Source organism: Flavobacterium sp. FlaQc-47, assembly GCF_044006475.1.
GTDB lineage: Bacteria > Bacteroidota > Bacteroidia > Flavobacteriales > Flavobacteriaceae > Flavobacterium.
In genome coordinates this window covers 213,859-233,088 of sequence record NZ_JBIPCQ010000001.1, presented here as the reverse complement: position 1 = coordinate 233,088, position 19,230 = coordinate 213,859, and the positions used below count along the sequence as shown (strand labels likewise).

Sequence of the window (19,230 nt, the reverse complement as noted above, 5' to 3'; positions counted from 1 at the left end):
TAAACCTATTTCATTAGCGGAAATTTGTAAAATTTGTGGCAACCTTTTTTTACCCAATTTTTCCAGCTTCTGCCATATGAAGCATAAAACGCCTAAATATTTGTTTATATTTGCTAAAAATTAAACAAATGCAACATATTATAGATCGTTTTATCAGTTACGTAACTATTGATACAGAATCAGATCCAAACTCGCAAACAACTCCAAGTACAGAGAAACAATGGAACCTGGCCAATAAATTAGTCGAAGAACTAAAAGCAATTGGTCTTGAAGATGTTACTATAGATGATAAAGCATATATCATGGCTACCTTACCAAGTAATGTAACTCATGAAGTTCCCGTAATTGGTTTCGTATCACATTTTGATACATCTCCGGATTTTAGCGGAGCAAATGTAAAACCTCAGATTATTACCAATTACGACGGAAAAGACATCGTGCTAAATGCAGAGAAAAACATTGTTTTATCTCCCAACTATTTTAAAGATTTATTACAATATAAAGGACAAACGATTATCACCACCGATGGAACTACTCTATTGGGTGCAGATGATAAGGCGGGAATTACAGAAATTGTTTCGGCAATGGAATATTTAATTCAGCATCCAGAAATCAAACACGGAAAAATCAGAATTGGTTTTACGCCTGATGAAGAAATTGGACGTGGCGCGCACCATTTTGATGTAGAGAAATTTGGCGCAAAATGGGCCTATACCATGGACGGAAGCCAGATTGGAGAATTAGAATATGAAAATTTTAATGCAGCCGGGGCTAAAATTACTTTCAAAGGAAAAAGTGTTCATCCTGGTTATGCCAAAGGAAAAATGATCAATTCGATGTTGATTGCTAATGATTTCATCAACGAACTTCCTAAAGGAGAAACTCCTCAGGAAACTAAAGGTTACGAAGGATTTTTTCATGTTCATCATTTAACCGGAAGTATTGAAGAAACAGTTTTAGAATTGATAATTCGTGATCATAACAAAATCAAATTCGAAAAAAGAAAAGATTTGATTGGTAAAATTGCCAAAAAAATCAATAAAAAATTCGCCAAACAATTTGGTGAAGATATTGTAATTGCAGAAGTTAAAGACCAGTATTACAATATGAAAGAAAAAGTACTTCCTGTAAAACATATCGTTGATATTGCTGAAAAAGCAATGAGAGAATTGGGTATAAAACCAATCATAAAACCAATTCGTGGAGGAACAGACGGATCGCAATTATCATTTATGGGATTACCTTGCCCTAATATTTTCGCCGGAGGTCATAACTTTCACGGAAAATACGAATATGTTCCTGCTGAAAGCATTCAAAAAGCAACTGATGTTATTGTAAAAATTGCAGAATTGACAGCAATTCCGGGAGCTTTTGATATTGCTGAAAAACCTAAGAGAAAAAGATAGATTTCAATTTTTGAAGATTGGAAAAGCAAAAAATTCCAAATTCCAATTATTCGCAAAAACCTTTGTCAAAGTTTTAAAACTTTGACAAAGGTTTTTTTTGTACGCATTAAAGTCCTTGCGAGGAACGAGGCAATCTCAATTATACCTCGTTAGAGGTTAAATATTGGTAGAAAAGAAATAAAACGTCATGAAAATTATCCCGTAGGGACTACACAACACCACGAAACAAAAAATATTTGATTCGGCAAATGAGATTGTTTCGTTTCTCGTAAAGAATATGCTTCATCATAAAACAAAAAAAAATCCCAAACTCCAATCGTAAAATTGGAATTTGGGATTTATATTTTAATTGAAATTGCTAAAAAATTACGCTTTTTTAACTGAAGCAGCGCTCATTTCCATAGAAATAGCTGAACGCTCAATTTTTAATTTTCCAGACATTGTTTCGATTACTGCACTTGTTTCAGCAAGTTCAACAATTTTACCGTGAAAACCACTTTTAGTAATTATCTTATCACCTACTTTTAGGCTGCTTTCAAATTCTTTCTCGTTTTTTGCTCTTTTTTGTTGTGGTCTGATCATGAAGAAATACAGCACTACAAACATTAGTAAATAAGGAGCAAATTTCATTAAATCTTGCATAGTATTCAGTTTTTATTTTTGTTATTAATATTTATGTTTTTTTTGGAATTTGGAATTTAAAAAATTGGAATTTATCCCCCAATTACATTAACCCACGTCCAACTTTTATCATCTTTTTATTAGCAGTAAGTTCCTTAACAAGGTTATCTAAAATTCCGTTGATAAAAATACTGCTTTTTGGAGTAGAATACTCTTTAGCAATTTCTAAATATTCGTTAAGAGTTACTTTTACCGGAATCGATGGAAATTTTAAAAATTCGCAAATAGCCATTTTTAAAATAATAGTATCAATTTCAGCAATTCTCTCACTATCCCAGTTTGGTGTTTTATCATCGTATTCTTTTGCAAGAATAGATTCGTTTAAAACTGTTCTTCTAAACAAATCTTTAGCAAAGTCTTTATCTTCAACATCTTTATACAATTTTGGCACTCTAAAATCATCAGGATCCTGAGTTTTAATTGCTTTTAATTGTTTAACGATATGTGTATTTACAACCGGAATATCATCAACCCATGTTAATTTATCATCTTCTAAATACTCATATAATTTTTCGTTAGGAACAATTACATCAGCAAATAAATCGATAACAAATTGTCTGTCTTCTTCAAAAGTATTAACTGTAGTGCTCATGTATTTTGCATACAAATCACTTGATTTAATATCATTTAAAAGTAAAATGATATAATCATCATTCAACGACCAGTTGTTGATTTTACGATTTTCTAAAGCAATACTCAAAGAGTTGCTTTCGGCAAGAAGCTGGAAAATTTTGTTATTGATGAACTTTTCGTTCGGATTACGTTCTGCAGCAGTTGCAAGATGTTTTTTGCTTGAAAGATGTAAAAAAACAGATTCTTTTTTGCAAATTTCAATCAATGAAGAAAGCATTATAAGATATAAATCCTGAATATTATCGATACTGTAAAAAAGAAACTTCTCTTCTTTTTCCAGATTATCAGAACCGCTTTGATGCATTGCATAAATGGATTGCATTACTTTAACGCGTATGTGTCTTCTATTTACCACCTTGTAAGAACATTTAAAAATTAGTCTGCAAAATTAGGAATTTCAATCCTGATATTAAAATTAATTCGTAAAAAAGTCACAGTATTCAGTCTCAGTTTTCAGTATTATTCAAAACGCACAAAAAAGTAGCGGTTTTCAGTAGATAAGCATTGAATAATTTTCAGCTTAAAAACTTCCAATCTAAAGTTTTTTTACCGCAAAGTTCGCAAAGTTTTTTTTTAAATTAAGCTATTTTATAAAAACACAAGTTCGCAAAGCTTTGTATTGAACCAGCTTTGCGAACTTGTGTTATCTAACCGCAATTAGTGAATAAAATCTTAGCGAACTTTGCGGTAAAAAATCAGTTACAATATCCTATTACTTATAAAAAAGTAAAAGTTTTCAGTCGCAGTTTTCAGTATTATTCAAAACGCATAAAAGTCCCAGTATTCAGTCCGGTTTACATTGCAAACTGAGACTGAATACTGGGACTGTAAACTAAAAATTACTTCTTAGCAGCATTTTCAATTCTTCTCAAATCAATACGATTTTGAGCTATTGTAAGAGCAGCTTTATGCGTTGTCATTCCGTTTTTCACAGCATAATCGATAATTTCTAAAGTAGTGTTATAGATATTTTCGGTTTTTGTCATGATTTCGGCTTTACCGTAGTGCTCTAATTCAGCATAAACATTGATGATTCCACCAGCGTTGATCAAGAAATCAGGTGCATATAAAATACCTCTTTCCTGTAATCTTGCTCCGTGAATATTTTCATCAGCTAACTGATTGTTGGCAGCACCAGCAATAACTTTAGCTTTGATTTTATTTACGGTATCATTATTAATAGTTGCTCCCATTGCACATGGCGCATAAATATCAACATCAGCAGCATATAAATCTTCTCCTGTAAATATTGTTGCGTTATATTTTTGAGCTACTTCGTATAATTTTTCTTCGTTGATATCAGCAATAGTAACAATTGCTCCTTCTTTAGTCAAATACTCTACTAAAGCTTCACCAACGTGACCAATTCCCTGAACCAAAACTTTTTTACCATCTAAAACATCAGTACCAAACTGACTTTTAGCAGCAGCTTTCATTCCTAAATAAACACCATAAGCTGTTATTGGAGACGGATTTCCTGAACCACCTCTTTCTTCAGAGATTCCTGTAACATAAGGCGTTACATCTCTTACAGTGTCCATATCTTTAGTTTCCATTCCAACATCTTCTGCTGTAATATATCTACCTCCTAAAGAGTGAACGAATTCACCAAACTTGCGCATTAATTCAGGTGTCTTTTGCGTTTTAGCATCACCAATAATTACCGCTTTACCTCCACCAATGTTTAATCCGGTAATAGCAGATTTATATGTCATACCTCTTGAAAGACGCAAAACATCGTTTAGAGCTTCCCATTCAGTATTGTAGTTCCACATTCTTGTTCCGCCTAAAGCTGGACCCATAACCGAATTATGAATACCAATAATTGCTTTTAAACCTGTATCTTTGTCATTGCAAAAAACAATTTGTTCGTGATCATCAAATGAAAGTTGACCAAAAACAGGATCCATTTTTTGAAGTTCCTTTGCAGTTGCGAAAGTTGCATCCATAGCGCTAGTTTTTATTTAGTTATAAATTGTGAATTTGTCAAAAAGACTTCTCAAATTTATATAAAAAATATACATGTGCTAATTATTTATCTTTAAAATAACAATATAACAATCGTTTTGTTTTGATTAAATTGTATTATACGTTAATTTTAATTCATAATAATTTACAAAAACAAAACATTTCATCATTGAATCTCTTAAAAAAATGAAAGAATTAAGCTATTTAAACAAATATTTCATCAAATATAAATATAGTTTCTCTTTAGGGATTTTAATCACTATAATCGCACAAATATTCTCTTTATTCACTCCAAAGCTAATTAGCAAGTCTCTAAACGCTATTGAAAAGTTTGATAAACTCCCGAAAGCTGATCAGACATCGCAAGCAATTATTGACGTTTATCGTGAAGGTTTAATTCATAATGTACTGCTAATCATAGCTACTACAATTGTCGCGGGGTTTTTAACTTTTTTAATGCGCCAGACTTTAATTGTAATGTCAAGACATATAGAATTTGATTTAAAAAATGAAGTTTTCAGACAATATGAGAACCTTTCTCAAAATTTTTACAAACAAAATCGTACCGGAGATTTAATGAACCGCATCAGTGAAGATGTTTCAAAGGTTCGTATGTATGTTGGTCCGGCTGTAATGTATACCATCAATACTTTTATACGTTTTGCAATTGTTATCATATATATGTATAATGTTTCGCCACTATTGACATTATATACCATTTTACCATTGCCAATTCTTTCGTATTGTATTTTTAAATTAAGTTCAGAAATCAATAAACGAAGCACCACTTTTCAGCAATATTTATCAAAAGTATCCAGCTTTTCACAAGAGATTTTTTCAGGAATTCGCGTTATAAAAGCATATTCTTTAGAAAATCAACATCAGAATAATATGGTGGCTCTTGCCGATGAAAGCAAAAAGAAGAGCTTGGATCTAGCTAAAGTCCAATCGTTATTTGGTCCTTTGATGATTGCCTTAATTGGGATAAGTAATTTAGTTGTGATTTATTTTGGAGGTTTAATGTACATCAACGGAACGATCCCAAACATTGGTACAATTGCAGAGTTTATTTTATATGTAAACATGCTAACCTGGCCAGTAGCTTCATTAGGCTGGGTTTCTTCAATGGTTCAGGAAGCTGAAGCTTCACAAAAACGTTTGAATGAATTTTTGAAAATTGAACCTGAAATCGAAAACAAAAACGAAAATGCCTCAGATATTCAAGGTTCGATTGCTTTTGAAAATGTAAGTTATACGTATGAAGACACAAATATTGAAGCGTTGAAAAACGTAACTTTTACAGTAAAAAAAGGAGAAACATTAGCCATTTTAGGAAAAACAGGATCCGGAAAATCAACTATTTTATCTTTGATTTCCCGCTTATATGATGTTACAAACGGAAAAATTACAATTGATCAAAACGAAATAAGTTCCTTAAATTTAAATGATTTAAGAAACAACATCGGGATTGTTCCTCAGGATGCTTTTTTATTCTCGGATAGTATTAAAAACAACATCAAATTTGGGAATCAAAACGCAACTGATGAAGAAGTAATTGAAGCTGCTAAAAACGCAGTTGTTCATGATAACATTATTGCTTTTAACAAGCAATACGATACTATTTTAGGCGAAAGAGGAATCACATTATCCGGCGGACAAAAACAGCGCGTATCTATTGCGCGTGCAATTATTAAAAATCCGGCGATCTTACTTTTTGACGATTGTTTATCGGCAGTTGACACAGAAACCGAAGAAACAATTTTGAATAATTTATTTGAAATCTGCAAGGATAAAACTACAATAATAGTCAGTCATCGAGTATCGTCTGCTAAAAATGCCGACAAAATAATCATTTTAGAAGATGGCAGAATCATTCAACAAGGCTCTCATAATCAATTAATAAATCAGGAGGGATATTATGCATCGTTATATTTAAAACAACTTTCGGAAAAAGAATTACTTTAAATGTTGTGTAATAGATATTTTTTTATGATTTTTGAGTACTATTAATTCCAAAAAATGATAGAACGTATTATGAGAGAAAATGACATGTTAGAAAAAGAAGAGATTTTTTCTAAAGTATTACGAGCAGGAAGAAGAACTTATTTCTTTGATGTGAGAGCTACTAAAGCTGATGATTATTATATCACTATTACCGAAAGCAAAAAATTCACAGAAGAAGATGGTTCGTTTCATTTTAAAAAACACAAAATTTACTTGTACAAAGAAGATTTTAGTGCTTTTGCCGAAATACTGGAAGAAATGACTTCATATGTCCTGAACCACAAGGGCGAAGAAGTAATTTCTGAAAGACACCAAAAAGATTTTAAGAAAGAATACGGTTCTGATAAACCTGAAGTACAAAGATCTAGCTTTACTGATATTGATTTTGACGATATTTAGTCCATTATAACTTTTTAAAAAGTACGAGTCCAATATGTCCTGCATTTTGGACTTTTTTTATATATTTAGTTAAGTGTTAAAAGTTATGAGTTAGGCGTTAAATGCGAGATATTAAGTATCTTAAAACTTAATTAAAGTCTAAATATTTTCCTTTATAACTTCTAACCCATAACCTCTAACTTCAAAAAATGAAAAAAATATTTTTTTTACTTGTTCTTTCCTTTATTGGAATTTCATCATTTGCACAAAAAACAGAATACTATACCAAATCAAACATTCAATATTACAATTCAGCAACCAATAAATCTGATAGTTACATTAACGAAAGATGTATTCTGGATATTTATTACCCAAAAAACACTAAAGGTTTTGCCACAATCGTGTGGTTTCATGGGGGCGGATTAACTGGCGGAAACAAAGAAATTCCGGAAGCTTTAAAAAATAAAGGTTTTGCTATTATTGGCGTTAATTACAGACTATCTCCCAAAGCAAAAGCAGCAAAATCTATAGAGGATGCCGCCGCCGCAGTTGCCTGGGTATTTAATAATATTGCAAACTATGGCGGAGATACTTCCTTAATTTTTGTTTCAGGACATTCTGCCGGAGGATATCTGGGATTAATGATTGGTTTAAATAAAGAATATCTAAAAAAAGAAGGAATTGATGCGAATAAAATTGCAGGATTAATTCCGTTTAGCGGACAATGCATTACTCATTTTGAAATAAGAAAAGAAAACGGAATTCCCGATACTACTCCAACTATTGATACTTTTGCACCTTTATATTATGTTCGTGCTGATGCTCCGCCACTTTTGTTGATTACCGGAGATCGTGAATTAGAAATGCTGGGACGTTATGAAGAAAACGCTTATTTAGCAAGAATGATGAAATTAAAAGGACATAAACAGACTAAACTTTATGAATTAGACGGTTACGGACACGGAATGACAGAACCCGGTTTTCCGTTGCTTGTAAACGAAGTTAACCGAATTATAAAAGAGAATAAAAACTAATCACTAAATAATCCACGGCAATGGAAACTAACTTACTAATATTACCCGGATTAGGAAATTCAGGGGTTAAACACTGGCAGACTTTTTGGAATAAAAAATTTAAAAACTCAACCCGCATTGTTCAGGACAATTGGGACGAACCTGTTCGGGAAGAATGGATTGAAAGATTAAATGAAGAAGTTGCAAAACTTGACAAACCTACTATTTTAGTAGCGCATAGTCTTGCAGTTTCATTAGTACAACATTGGGCAGCATCAAATAGTAATAAAAATGTTGTAGGCGCTTTATTAGTGGCTCCTGCCGATGTAGATTCACCTCAACATACTCCGGAAAGTATCCGAAACTTTTCGCCAATGCCTCTAAATAAATTACCGTTTCCGTCAATAGTGGTCGCAAGCGAAAATGATCCTTATGCTACTTTTGAAAGAAAGCAATACTTTGCAGAAAAATGGGGAAGCGATTTTGTAAACGTAGGTCAAAAAGGACACATTAACTCTGATTCTGATTTAAAATATTGGGAAGAAGGGCAAGTGATATTACAGCAGTTGATTGAGAAGATTTCTTAGTTTTCAGTCTCGGTCTCAGTTTTCAGTCTGAATCGGAATTAACCGCAAAGTTCGCAAAGCTTTATACAAAGCTTTGCGAACTTTGCGGTTTTATAAAATGCCATATGATGAAAAACTTTGCGAACTTTGCGGTTAATTTCTGCTCAAACTGAGAATGAAAACTGAGACTGAGAACTGAGAACTAATCTAACCAATCCTCAACCCGTTTTCAATCTTAAAATCCGGAGCTAATAAAATAACGTCTCCCTCCTTGCCTATTGCGCCAAGAACCAAACATTCGCTCATAAATTTCCCTATTTGTTTTTTTGGAAAATTCACTACTGATATAATTTGTCTATTTATTAAATCTTCTTTTTTATAATGCACCGTTATTTGTGCAGATGACTTTCTGATGCCAATTTCAGCACCAAAATCAATTGTGAGCTGGTATGCAGGTTTTCTTGCTTCAGGAAAATCGTTTACTTCTATAATAGTTCCGACACGCATATCGGTTCTTTCAAATTCATTCCAGGTTAAATCCATTTGTTCCTTTTTTATACTTATTACAAACCTATAAATTTTGTAATTATTACTACTAATTCTATAACCGTTTTTTTTAGTTCTCCATCTAAATTTACATATAAAATATTTACGCTAACACTAAAAAAGATATAAAAATGGAGAATACAATTCTTAACCCCGATCAGACTTTAAGAGATTTTGATTTCAATTTACATGAACAAAATACAGATAAATACATCAAAACCTCTAAAAATGTAAAGCTTTATGTAAGAGATTATGGAAAAGGAAAACCAGTAATCTTAATTCATGGATGGCCTCTTTCTAACGAAATGTGGGAATATCAAATTGATTTTTTAGTGCAAAACAATTATAGAGTAATTGCTTATGACCGTCGCGGATTTGGTAAATCATCACAACCATATGACGGATATGATTATGATACTTTAACAGATGATCTAAAAGAAATTATCGATCAGCTTCAATTAGAAGACGCAACTCTTGTAGGATTTTCAATGGGTGGCGGAGAAGTAGTTCGTTATTTTAGCCGATATGGCGGAAAAGGAATTACAAAAGCGGCTCTTATTTCTTCTGTAGTTCCGTTTTTATTACAAACTAATGATAATCCTGACGGGCATCCAAAAGAAAAAAGCGAAGCAACAGCAGCTGCTATAAAAGAGGACAGAATAGGATTTGTGGATAATTTTGGAAAGACATTTTTCGGAATTAATATTATCAATAAACCTTTAAGTACACCTTTATTAGAATACTACAGAACTTTATGTTCATTTGCTTCACCACGTGCTACTTTAAAATGTGCCGAAGCTTTTTCATTTACAGATTTTAGAGAGGAATTAGATTTTATAAAAGTTCCAACCTTAATTATTCATGGAGATGATGACAAGATTGTTCCTATCGACCTGACATCAGCAAAAGCTGCACAAGCAATTCGTGAAAACACTTATATTATCTATGAAGGCGCACCACACGGATTATTCTACACAGATAAAGATAAATTAAATAACGATTTACTGAATTTTCTAAATTCGTAAACCCATTATATACATTCTTTCCATATCCGCTGGAATCTTTTAATTTCTAAAAGATTCCAGCGGATATTTTTTTTAATTCATGTCTACTTTCTTTTACAGATTTTTAGAGCTATTTTTGAAGAACTTATCTTTGTAAAATGGCACGAACTCCTTCAAATATGCTTCCGCTTGGAACAATTGCTCCACATTTCAAACTAAAAGACACGAATTCTAATAATCACTATTCGTTTGAAGATTTGAAAGGACCAAAAGGAACGTTAGTTATTTTTATTTGCAATCATTGTCCATTTGTGCTTCATGTTATTCAGGAAATTGTAATGATTGCCAATGATTACCGCGTTCAGGGAATTGGCGTAATTGCTATTTCAAGTAATAATGTTGAAAAATTTCCACAGGATTCTCCTGAATTAATGACCGAATTTGCTTTTCAGAATAAAATTGATTTCCCTTATTTATTCGATGAAAGCCAGGACGTTGCCAAAGCTTTTGATGCTGCCTGTACTCCGGATTTTTATTTGTTTGACGATCAAAACCGCTTGTTTTATCGTGGTCAGCTTGACGACTCCAGACCCGCAAACGGAATTCCGCTAAGCGGAACTGATTTACGCAGCGCAATCGACGCACTTATTTATAACAGAAGTTTAAAAGAGCCTCAAAAGCCAAGTATTGGGTGTAATATTAAATGGAAATAAAGATATATTGCTATTCTAAAAAGTTTGCCTATCTTTGCCGATCAAATCAATTATACTCATTGTGAGCACTATAAATCTATTTACAGTTTTAATGTCGTTGTTTTCTCTTTCAGGAAGACGACTTACTGCCGTATTTATTTCACATAGTAAGGCCTTTATTAATTAGGCCTCCGTCTATTTCAATTTCTTCTTTCAGGCGGAGGATTTATACCACGATTTAATCATTTATTTTATTTGAAAGAGTAAATTCTCTCTCAGATAATTTTTTGGTTTTTTCAATCAAAATTTCCAAAACGTATAGTATTAAAATTCCAATTTGCAAGTGCAATCTGGAATAGAAATTATGCATTTACCAATCTGAAAGAAATCACATAAAAACACTGGCATTCAAATAAATTAACAACAATAATAAATATAACATAATATGAAACCAACACCCACTTTCTGTAAAACAGATTATAATTTTTTAAGAGAATTGATCTTAAAAAGCAAAAATTCAACAAATGCTAAAGAAGCCAATCAGCTTTCACAAGAACTAGATCGCGCCATAATCAGCAAAGAAATTGAATTAGACAATTCGATTGTCAGAATTAACTCTTTTGTTACTATCGAAGATGTAAAAGCAAAAAAACAAATGAAAATTCAAATCGTATTACCATCATTTGCAGATGTAAAACAAAGTAAAATTTCGATTCTTGCTCCTTTAAGCGTTGCTATTATTGGTTTTAAAGAAAACGACGAAGTTGATTGGGAATTACCGGCTGGAATAAAAACTTTAAAAATAATTGCGGTAAATAATATTTCTGTAAGCAATTAATACTTTTAAACACCTCATTCGTGAAGGTGTTTTTTTATTTTCTGTTTTAAACAAAAAAACTATCCAATAAATCACTGAATAGTTTTTATGAATCTACAAAATCAACTTCTTATAATTGAGAAGTTATATAATTTGATATCGAAGCCATTTGAGTATCATCTAACTTCGCTTTTTTCTGCATTCTTGCTAAAATTGGTTTCCACTCTTCCTGAGTAAACTTCTTTGCGTCATATAGTTTATGACATCTTGCACAACTGTTTTCATACAAGTTTTTACCTTCTGCCAGTTCCGGCGTTAAGGCAACATTTTTAACTGTTTCTTTTACTGGTGAAGTAGTTTCTGCCGTTGTTACAGACGCAGTTTTCTGAGTACCACATGAAGCCAAAAGCAGTGTTGCAACAGTAAGAGTTAGGATTTTTAATTTCATTGTTTTCTATTATTTTGAAAGTAAATATAAAAAAATCCCATTCGTTGGACGAATGGGATTATAATTTAAAACAATACTAAATTGCTTCTTATTTTATTATTTTACTTCCATTAATTCAACGTCAAAAATCAAAGTTGCGTTTGGTGGAATTACTCCTCCTGCACCTGCAGATCCGTAAGCTAAATCAGATGGAATCACAAAACGAGCTTTGTCACCTACTTGTAATAAAGCAACTCCTTCGTCCCATCCTTCGATAACCTGACCTTGACCTAATCTAAATTCGATTGGTTTTTTACGTGGGTAAGAAGAATCAAAAACTTTTCCGTTTTCTAAAGATCCTTCGTAATGAACTGCAACTGTTTTACCAGATTCCGCTTTTTTACCCTCTCCTTTTTGAATCATTTTGTAACGTAAACCGCTTTCAGTTTTTTCAAAACCGGCAGCTAATTGCTCCATTTTAGCTTCAGATTCTGCTTTTAAAGCAGCATCTCTTTTTAAACGGGCACCTTTTAAACCTACAAAAGCTTCAATAGCATTAAATTTTTCAGCTTCTTCACCAACTCTGATGATTTCTACATTTTCAAGAGCATCACCTTGAGTAACAGCATCAACGATATCCTGACCTTCTACAACATGACCAAAAACGGTATGTTTTCCGTCTAACCAAGAAGTTGGAACGTGAGTAATATAAAATTGAGAACCGTTACTTGCAGGTCCTGAGTTTGCCATTGCTAAAACTCCCGGACGATCGTGTTTTAAACTTGGGTGAAATTCATCATCAAATTTATAACCCGGATCTCCGGTTCCTGTTCCTTTTGGGCAACCTCCCTGAATCATAAAATCAGGAATTACTCTGTGAAACGTTAATCCGTCATAGAATTTTTGTCCCTGTGGTCTTACTTTATTTTCCATATTTCCTTCTGCAAGAGCTACAAAATTCCCTACGGTTCCTGGTGTTAGATCGTGTGTTAGTTTTACTAATATCGAACCTTTGCTAGTGTTGAATTTAGCGTATATTCCGTTTTCCATCTTTGTTATTTTTAATTTAAATGCAAATTTACAAATTAATTTTTTATCAATTTGTTGTTTCTATTTTTTAGATTTTCTTTTATAAGTAAGACCGTAAACTATAAATGATAATGCTGATAAACCCACACAACCAATAGTTACGGCATGCCATCCTCCTAATTTCCATAATAATAATCCGTAAGCAGATCCGGCTGCAGTTCCTAAAAAGCTAAAGGACATAAATACAGTATTTAATCTGTTTCTGGCTTCCGGAAGCAGTGAATATACCCGGGTTTGATTAGAGATGTGAACGCCTTGAATACCTACGTCAATGAATACAATTCCAATCGCAATCCCGAGAACGCTTTCTATCGAAAAATAAAAAATTAAAAAGCTTATTAAAATCAATAAACATCCGTAACCTACCGCAACTCTTGAACCGCCTTTATCACCCAATTTCCCAACTAAAGGTGCTGCTAAAGCTCCTGAAGCCCCAACAATCCCGAACAAACCAATTGTAGCGCTGCTGTAATGAAAAGGTGCTCCTGAAAGTAACAAAACCATAGTGACCCAAAAAGCTCCAAATTGCGCAAAACTAAATACATTTATTATAGTTGCTTCACGCAGAACCGGTTGTGTTTTTATAAGTATAAAAAGAGATGTGATTAACTGACCATATGTTCCCTGAAACTGAGGTTTGTTCACGGGAAATTTATTCTGAATCACAAAAAAGATCAGTAAACAAATTCCGGAAGCAATATAAAACATTGATCTCCAACCCAAAACCTCACCAATAAATCCACTTAAAGTTCTGGAAAGCAAAATCCCTACAAGTAATCCGCTCATAATGGTTCCAACAACTTTCCCTCGTTGTTCCGGCGCGCTTAATGACGCTGCCAAAGGCAAAATAAGTTGTGGTACAATAGATGTGATTCCTATTAATAAAGAAGCAATTTGTAAAAGAAAAAAACTTTTTGCCGTAGCCGCCAGAATCAAAGCAATTACAGAGGCAAAAGTCGTTATTAAAATTTGCTTTTTACGCTCAATTTTATCTCCCAGCGGAACCATAAAAAACAATCCAATAGCATAACCAGCCTGAGTAAGATAGGTTATTGTTCCCGCGCTGGCTTCAGGAATTTTAAATTCGTTGGCAATTAAAACAATTAAAGGTTGGCAGTAATACAGATTTGCAACTATAAGTCCAGTGCAAGCTGCCATAAATAAGACATTCGTTTTGGATAAATTCATTTTGCAAAAATACTATTCTAATTTGTACAAAAATTTAAAAAAATCTATAATTTTTTCAAATCTGCTAGCAAATCAGGTCTTTCCTGTAACAATTGTATTGGTTTTTATAACCTTATTATTTCATAAAATCTTCGCGAATTGGGCTAAAAACATCCGTTAAAAGTCCACTTTCTAAACATAATACGCCATGAATTGCGTGAGGCGGAATATAAAAACTGTCACCTTCTTTTAAAGTTTGGGTAACTCCACTAATTGTAACATCAAATTTACCGCTTGAAACATAGGTAACTTGTGTATGATAATGTTCGTGCAGAACGCCAATCGCTCCCACTTCAAAATGAACATTCACCAACATTACGCGATCATCATAAGCCAGGATTTTACGTTTAATTCCGTCGCCTACCACTTCCCACTCTATTTCATCTCCTTTTATAAATTCTTTGCTTGTACCAAAACTTTGCATATCTGTTATTTTAATTGAATTCTACAAAAATAATCTTTTTAGCTGATTTTATTTTAAACTAAATTTTCAGCAATAAAATCACAACTTTTTTTAATTGACTCAAAAGAATTTGGATTATAATTATTCTCTTGTTCAACAAAAAAATGTTTCATACCTGACTTCTTCGCTTCTTTAAAAATGGTTTTAAAATCTATTATTCCTGAACCAACTTCGGTATTTAAAGCTGAATTAATTTTATCCATATCCTTAACATGCCACATTTTAAAACGACCCGGATTTGCTGTAAATAATTTAACAGGATCATTTCCAGAGTGAATAGCCCAATATAAATCCAGTTCAAAATAAACCAGATTCTTATCTGTTTCATTCAATAAAATTTCATATCCCATAATACCATCATGTTTTTGAAATTCGAAATCATGATTATGATACGCTAATTTCAGACCTGAATCTGCAGCTATTTTTGCAGCGTCGTTTAAACGTTTTGCAATTACTTTATAATCATTTCTGTTTTTTCTAAAAGGTTCATCGACCCACGGAATCGTCAGATATTCACTTTTTAGAATTTTAGCCGCTTCAATTGCAGCTTTAAGTTCTGTAATATCTCCATCAGCTAAAAAACTTCCTAAATTATAATGTCCGCTAACGGCTTTAAGTCCGTTTGCATCTAAAATTCTTTTTAATTCTAGGGGTGAAAGTCCCCAAAAGTTATCTTTTATTGAAAAGCCATAAGTTTCTACAGTAGCAAATCCTGCGGCAGCAACTTTTTCTAAAGTAGCTTTTACATTTTTCGGAAGTTCTTGTCTTAAAGTATAGAGTTGCAATCCTATTTCTTTTTTATCCATAGTAAACGCTAATGATGGCAAAGCCAAAACTGCAGTTGTAGCAAGACTTGCATTTATTAAAAAATTTCTTCTTGTGACCATTTTATTTTAAAATAGAAATGTAAATCTAGACTTTTAATTGAATCTAAAAACGCTAAAATTGATTTTCGAAATGATTTATGAAATCCTGAAGAGCAATTTCTGTTTCTTCATTGGTAATTTTTCCCTCTTCATTAATTTTTCCGCGAATGCCTTGTATTAAAAGCTGTTTATTTTCATCGAATTTTGCTCCAATCGTTTTCATTATTAATAAAAGTTGTTCATGCGCCATTTCTCCGGAAGCCGAAGCAGTTATCAATCCCACCGTTTTATCTGAGAAAATCGTAGTCGAAACACACCATTCTAAAGCATTTTTTAAACTTCCGGGTAAACTAAAAACATATTCAGGCGTACAAATTATAACTCCGTCTGCCTCCATGATTTTATTCCTGAAAAATTCAACCATTTCTGGTGGATTATCCGTATCTAAATCAGGATTAAAATGCGGAATATCAGCTAAATCTTCGAAAATAATCACCTCAAATTCAGATTTTATATTTTCAGAAATAAAATTTAAAATTTTGTAATTACTTGAATTCTTTCTGGTACTGCCGGTAATGGCAAGTATTTTTGTTTTTTTGAAAACCATTCTTTCGTAGAAATATCTTTATATTAATTCCTTAAAAATAAACTTTTCATCATAATCAACTTCGAACTTTTCAAGAAAATCAATATATTCTTCTCTAAAAGTTTTCTTTTGATGGTGCAATTCCTGATTCTCGATATAATTAACTACCGTTGATAATTGTGATTTACTGTATGAAAATGCGCCGTAACCTTCTTGCCATTCAAAATGAAATTGTGAAAACTTATTGCTGTTAATCCATTTTGAAGAGTCTTGTTTAATGATTTTCATTAAATCAGATATGGATTGAACAGGTCTGATACCAATCAAAATATGAATATGATCCGAGACACGATTTATAGCTAAAAGTTTGTGATTATTGTTTTTAATAATTCCAGCGATATATTTATAAAGATCAGGTTTCCAATTTTTATTAATTATGGCTTGTCTGAATTTTACAGCAAAAACAAAATGAATATGTATTTGAGTATACGTATTTGCCATGAATGTTTAGTCCCTACGGGACATTTTTTTATTTGTAATTATTTTTTTTTGCTACCAATATTTAGTTCCTAACGGAACATCTCTTATTAAGAAATTCTAATTGATTCTACCAACATATAATTCCTAACGGAATATTCTGTCACTCTATTATCAAGCAAATATACTTTTTAATTGTAAGAATAGGATTATTTTAATTTTAAAAAAATATTTTGTTAGGAATTATATGTTGGTAAAAAATCGCCCCAAATAAATTGTTCCATAAGCAGATTGACATAAATTTTATGTGGATTTAAAAAAAATATCATAAAGAGATAAATCAAAAAATGTTCCGTTAGGAACTAAATATTGGTAGAAAAAAATCCCCCAAGTCAATTGTCCAATAAGTACATTGAAATAAATTTTATTTGGATTTTAATAAAATATCATAAGGATATAAATCAAGAAAATGTTCCGTTAGGAACTAAATATTGGTAGAAAAAAATCCCAGAAGTCAGTTGTCCAATATGCAAATTGAAATAAATTTTATTTGGATTTTCACAACGTATCATAAAGAGATAAATCAAAAAATGTTCCGTTAGGAACTAAATATTGCTAGAAAAAAATCCCCCAAGTCAATTGTCCAATAAGTAAATTGAAATAAATTTTATTTGGATTTTAATAAAATATCATAAGGATATAAATCAAGAAAATGTTCCGTTAGGAACTAAATATTGATAGAAAAAAAATCGACCCCACGTTAATTGTCCCGTAGGGACTACACATTTTCGCCCTCATTATTTCTCCCGTTCTCCAAAATTTATTTAATAGCTAAAATATTTCGAAATAATCAACAAAGTGACAACAAGAATTATTGTATTTTTTTTCATAAAATACTATTTTAGATTACTGTAATGAAGCGACCTAAAAATAATAAAATGATTACAAACTACATCAATAATTTTATAACAAATTATTTTACAGCAAGTTCCTGAGGCGTATGCTGTTGTTTTTCTGTTTTATAAGAATATATTTTTTCATCCTTATCTACATATACATAAGTGTAATTCCAGTAATTAGGACCTGCAATTCTTGATCCTTCTTCATTATCTGCATTCGCATATACTTGTTCTCCGTATATGAGTATTTCACCCTGATCAGAATTACTTAAAGTACGTATTGGTGTTCCCCAAGCCTTAATAATATTCTTTTTAGACTGTCCAATCCATTTATTGTTTTCGCTTGAATTTTTAGTTGAAGAACAGGCGTTCAAAACTAAAATAGTAACTAGCAACAGAATATTCTTTATCATGACAAATCAATTTTAGGGATTATTTTTTATGTAAATAATGAAATGTAATATTAAACGTAAGTACCTTTTCTAAATTTACATAAAAACAATTTCAGCTTACATAATTCCTACTTTCTTAATTGGTTAACAAATTGTTAAGCCTGGGATTTTTTTCGTATCAATAAAAATAAATCCTACATATTAAGCAAAGAATGTTATAATTTTTTTATGCGTTTTTCATTTCTAAAATCTTTAAAAATTCACAAATATTAACTTTGTATCTTTGTCGCTTAGAACTATTGAAGAAAAAAAATGCGAATTGACATTGTAACGATTTTACCTGAATTACTAAGAAGTCCGTTTGAGGCTTCGATTATGAAACGTGCCATAGACAAAGGTTTGGTCGAAGTACATTTTCATAATTTGCGTGATTATACAACAAACAAACAAAAAAGTGTCGACGATTATCCGTTTGGCGGAGGCGCCGGAATGGTAATGACTGTTCAGCCAATTGATGCCTGTATTACACATTTAAAAAGCGAACGTGAATACGACGAAATCATTTATATGTCGCCTGATGGAGAAACTTTAAACCAAAAAATGGCGAATACTATGTCGATGTATGAAAATATCATCATTTTATGCGGACATTATAAAGGTGTAGACCAGCGGGTTCGGGATCATTTTATTACGAAGGAAATTTCGATTGGCGATTATGTTTTATCAGGCGGAGAACTTGGAGCTTTGGTTTTATCTGATGCTTTGATTCGATTAATTCCGGGTGTTTTAAGTGATGAAACTTCGGCTTTGACGGATAGTTTTCAGGATAATTTACTTTCTGGACCTATATATACAAGACCTGCAGATTATAAAGGATGGAAAGTTCCTGAGGTTTTAACAAGCGGTCATTTTGCCAAAATTGACAAATGGCGTGAGGACATGGCGTATGAACATACAAAGAACAGGAGACCGGATTTACTGGAAGGACATTAAAATTTGTTTCAGGTTTCAAGTTGTTTTTTGTTTCAAGTTCCAACTTTGCGCAATCCAACCTGAAACTTGAAACAAAAAAACACTATAAATAACTTTTTATCAG

21 protein-coding genes are annotated in these 19,230 nt (G+C 32.1%); 9 read left to right on the top strand and 12 right to left on the bottom strand.

From position 1 onward, the window contains the following. Positions 1 to 128: 128 nt before the first annotated feature. A complete protein-coding gene (gene pepT, locus ACHRVX_RS00810; RefSeq protein WP_395327884.1) occupies positions 129 to 1,406 on the top strand; it encodes a peptidase T in 1,278 nt (425 codons plus the stop codon). A gap of 366 nt (positions 1,407 to 1,772) precedes the next feature. On the opposite strand, the gene yajC is transcribed toward pepT, so the two are convergent. The 3 genes from yajC to ACHRVX_RS00795 all read right to left on the bottom strand — a co-directional run bounded on the left by yajC (position 1,773) and on the right by ACHRVX_RS00795 (position 4,669). Beyond that, entirely contained in the window at positions 1,773 to 2,048 is a 276-nt protein-coding gene (yajC, locus tag ACHRVX_RS00805) for a preprotein translocase subunit YajC (RefSeq protein ID WP_213297039.1), read from the bottom strand. An 82-nt stretch (positions 2,049 to 2,130) separates the two neighbouring features. Further along, positions 2,131 to 3,042, bottom strand: coding sequence for a transcription antitermination factor NusB (nusB, locus tag ACHRVX_RS00800; protein ID WP_395327881.1), 912 nt, complete (start codon positions 3,040 to 3,042; stop codon positions 2,131 to 2,133). A 517-nt stretch (positions 3,043 to 3,559) separates the two neighbouring features. Further along, on the bottom strand, positions 3,560 to 4,669 hold the full coding sequence (locus tag ACHRVX_RS00795) for a Glu/Leu/Phe/Val dehydrogenase (RefSeq protein WP_395327878.1): 1,110 nt from the start codon (positions 4,667 to 4,669) through the stop codon (positions 3,560 to 3,562). Between the two features lie 205 nt (positions 4,670 to 4,874). Here ACHRVX_RS00795 and ACHRVX_RS00790 point away from each other — a divergent pair, with 205 nt between their 5' ends. The 4 genes from ACHRVX_RS00790 to ACHRVX_RS00775 all read left to right on the top strand — a co-directional run bounded on the left by ACHRVX_RS00790 (position 4,875) and on the right by ACHRVX_RS00775 (position 8,670). After that, on the top strand, positions 4,875 to 6,653 hold the full coding sequence (locus tag ACHRVX_RS00790; protein WP_395327875.1) for an ABC transporter ATP-binding protein: 1,779 nt from the start codon (positions 4,875 to 4,877) through the stop codon (positions 6,651 to 6,653). 69 nt (positions 6,654 to 6,722) lie between these two features. Further along, positions 6,723 to 7,091, top strand: coding sequence for a PUR family DNA/RNA-binding protein (locus ACHRVX_RS00785; protein WP_395330269.1), 369 nt, complete (start codon positions 6,723 to 6,725; stop codon positions 7,089 to 7,091). Between the two features lie 188 nt (positions 7,092 to 7,279). Then, entirely contained in the window at positions 7,280 to 8,104 is an 825-nt protein-coding gene (locus tag ACHRVX_RS00780) for an alpha/beta hydrolase (RefSeq protein WP_395327873.1), read from the top strand. Positions 8,105 to 8,124: 20 nt separating this feature from the next. Next, positions 8,125 to 8,670, top strand: a complete 546-nt coding sequence (locus tag ACHRVX_RS00775) for an RBBP9/YdeN family alpha/beta hydrolase (protein WP_395327870.1) — start codon at positions 8,125 to 8,127, stop codon at positions 8,668 to 8,670. Positions 8,671 to 8,856: 186 nt separating this feature from the next. On the opposite strand, the gene ACHRVX_RS00770 is transcribed toward ACHRVX_RS00775, so the two are convergent. Next, on the bottom strand, positions 8,857 to 9,192 hold the full coding sequence (locus tag ACHRVX_RS00770) for a tRNA-binding protein (RefSeq protein ID WP_042566421.1): 336 nt from the start codon (positions 9,190 to 9,192) through the stop codon (positions 8,857 to 8,859). Between the two features lie 134 nt (positions 9,193 to 9,326). Here ACHRVX_RS00770 and ACHRVX_RS00765 point away from each other — a divergent pair, with 134 nt between their 5' ends. The 3 genes from ACHRVX_RS00765 (at position 9,327) to ACHRVX_RS00755 (ending at position 11,729) form a co-directional block, all read left to right on the top strand. Then, complete coding sequence (locus ACHRVX_RS00765) at positions 9,327 to 10,220, top strand: alpha/beta fold hydrolase (protein ID WP_395327868.1); 894 nt, start codon at positions 9,327 to 9,329, stop codon at positions 10,218 to 10,220. Positions 10,221 to 10,357: 137 nt separating this feature from the next. Next, complete coding sequence (locus ACHRVX_RS00760) at positions 10,358 to 10,912, top strand: thioredoxin family protein (protein ID WP_395327865.1); 555 nt, start codon at positions 10,358 to 10,360, stop codon at positions 10,910 to 10,912. A gap of 424 nt (positions 10,913 to 11,336) precedes the next feature. Then, positions 11,337 to 11,729: a GreA/GreB family elongation factor gene (locus ACHRVX_RS00755; protein WP_395327862.1), complete on the top strand. Its 393-nt coding sequence runs from the start codon at positions 11,337 to 11,339 to the stop codon at positions 11,727 to 11,729. A 109-nt stretch (positions 11,730 to 11,838) separates the two neighbouring features. Here ACHRVX_RS00755 and ACHRVX_RS00750 read toward each other — a convergent pair whose 3' ends face one another. From ACHRVX_RS00750 to ACHRVX_RS00715, 8 genes are all read right to left on the bottom strand, one after another. Then, positions 11,839 to 12,156: a cytochrome c gene (locus ACHRVX_RS00750; protein WP_395327859.1), complete on the bottom strand. Its 318-nt coding sequence runs from the start codon at positions 12,154 to 12,156 to the stop codon at positions 11,839 to 11,841. A 96-nt stretch (positions 12,157 to 12,252) separates the two neighbouring features. Continuing rightward, positions 12,253 to 13,185 (bottom strand): peptidylprolyl isomerase, encoded by a 933-nt coding sequence (locus ACHRVX_RS00745; RefSeq protein WP_395327856.1) that lies wholly within the window; start codon positions 13,183 to 13,185, stop codon positions 12,253 to 12,255. Between the two features lie 60 nt (positions 13,186 to 13,245). Beyond that, complete coding sequence (locus ACHRVX_RS00740) at positions 13,246 to 14,382, bottom strand: MFS transporter (protein ID WP_395327853.1); 1,137 nt, start codon at positions 14,380 to 14,382, stop codon at positions 13,246 to 13,248. A gap of 145 nt (positions 14,383 to 14,527) precedes the next feature. After that, the gene (locus tag ACHRVX_RS00735; RefSeq protein ID WP_395327850.1) at positions 14,528 to 14,875 is read right to left on the bottom strand and encodes a cupin domain-containing protein; all 348 of its coding nucleotides are present in this window, start codon (positions 14,873 to 14,875) and stop codon (positions 14,528 to 14,530) included. A gap of 53 nt (positions 14,876 to 14,928) precedes the next feature. Then, the gene (locus tag ACHRVX_RS00730; RefSeq protein WP_395327847.1) at positions 14,929 to 15,801 is read right to left on the bottom strand and encodes a sugar phosphate isomerase/epimerase family protein; all 873 of its coding nucleotides are present in this window, start codon (positions 15,799 to 15,801) and stop codon (positions 14,929 to 14,931) included. A gap of 52 nt (positions 15,802 to 15,853) precedes the next feature. Beyond that, entirely contained in the window at positions 15,854 to 16,387 is a 534-nt protein-coding gene (locus ACHRVX_RS00725; RefSeq protein WP_395327844.1) for an NADPH-dependent FMN reductase, read from the bottom strand. Positions 16,388 to 16,405: 18 nt separating this feature from the next. Further along, positions 16,406 to 16,867 (bottom strand): IS200/IS605 family transposase, encoded by a 462-nt coding sequence (gene tnpA, locus ACHRVX_RS00720; RefSeq protein ID WP_395327842.1) that lies wholly within the window; start codon positions 16,865 to 16,867, stop codon positions 16,406 to 16,408. A 949-nt stretch (positions 16,868 to 17,816) separates the two neighbouring features. Then, positions 17,817 to 18,155, bottom strand: coding sequence for a hypothetical protein (locus ACHRVX_RS00715; protein WP_395327839.1), 339 nt, complete (start codon positions 18,153 to 18,155; stop codon positions 17,817 to 17,819). Between the two features lie 291 nt (positions 18,156 to 18,446). Here ACHRVX_RS00715 and trmD point away from each other — a divergent pair, with 291 nt between their 5' ends. Continuing rightward, complete coding sequence (trmD, locus tag ACHRVX_RS00710; protein ID WP_395327837.1) at positions 18,447 to 19,127, top strand: tRNA (guanosine(37)-N1)-methyltransferase TrmD; 681 nt, start codon at positions 18,447 to 18,449, stop codon at positions 19,125 to 19,127. Positions 19,128 to 19,230: the final 103 nt, after the last annotated feature.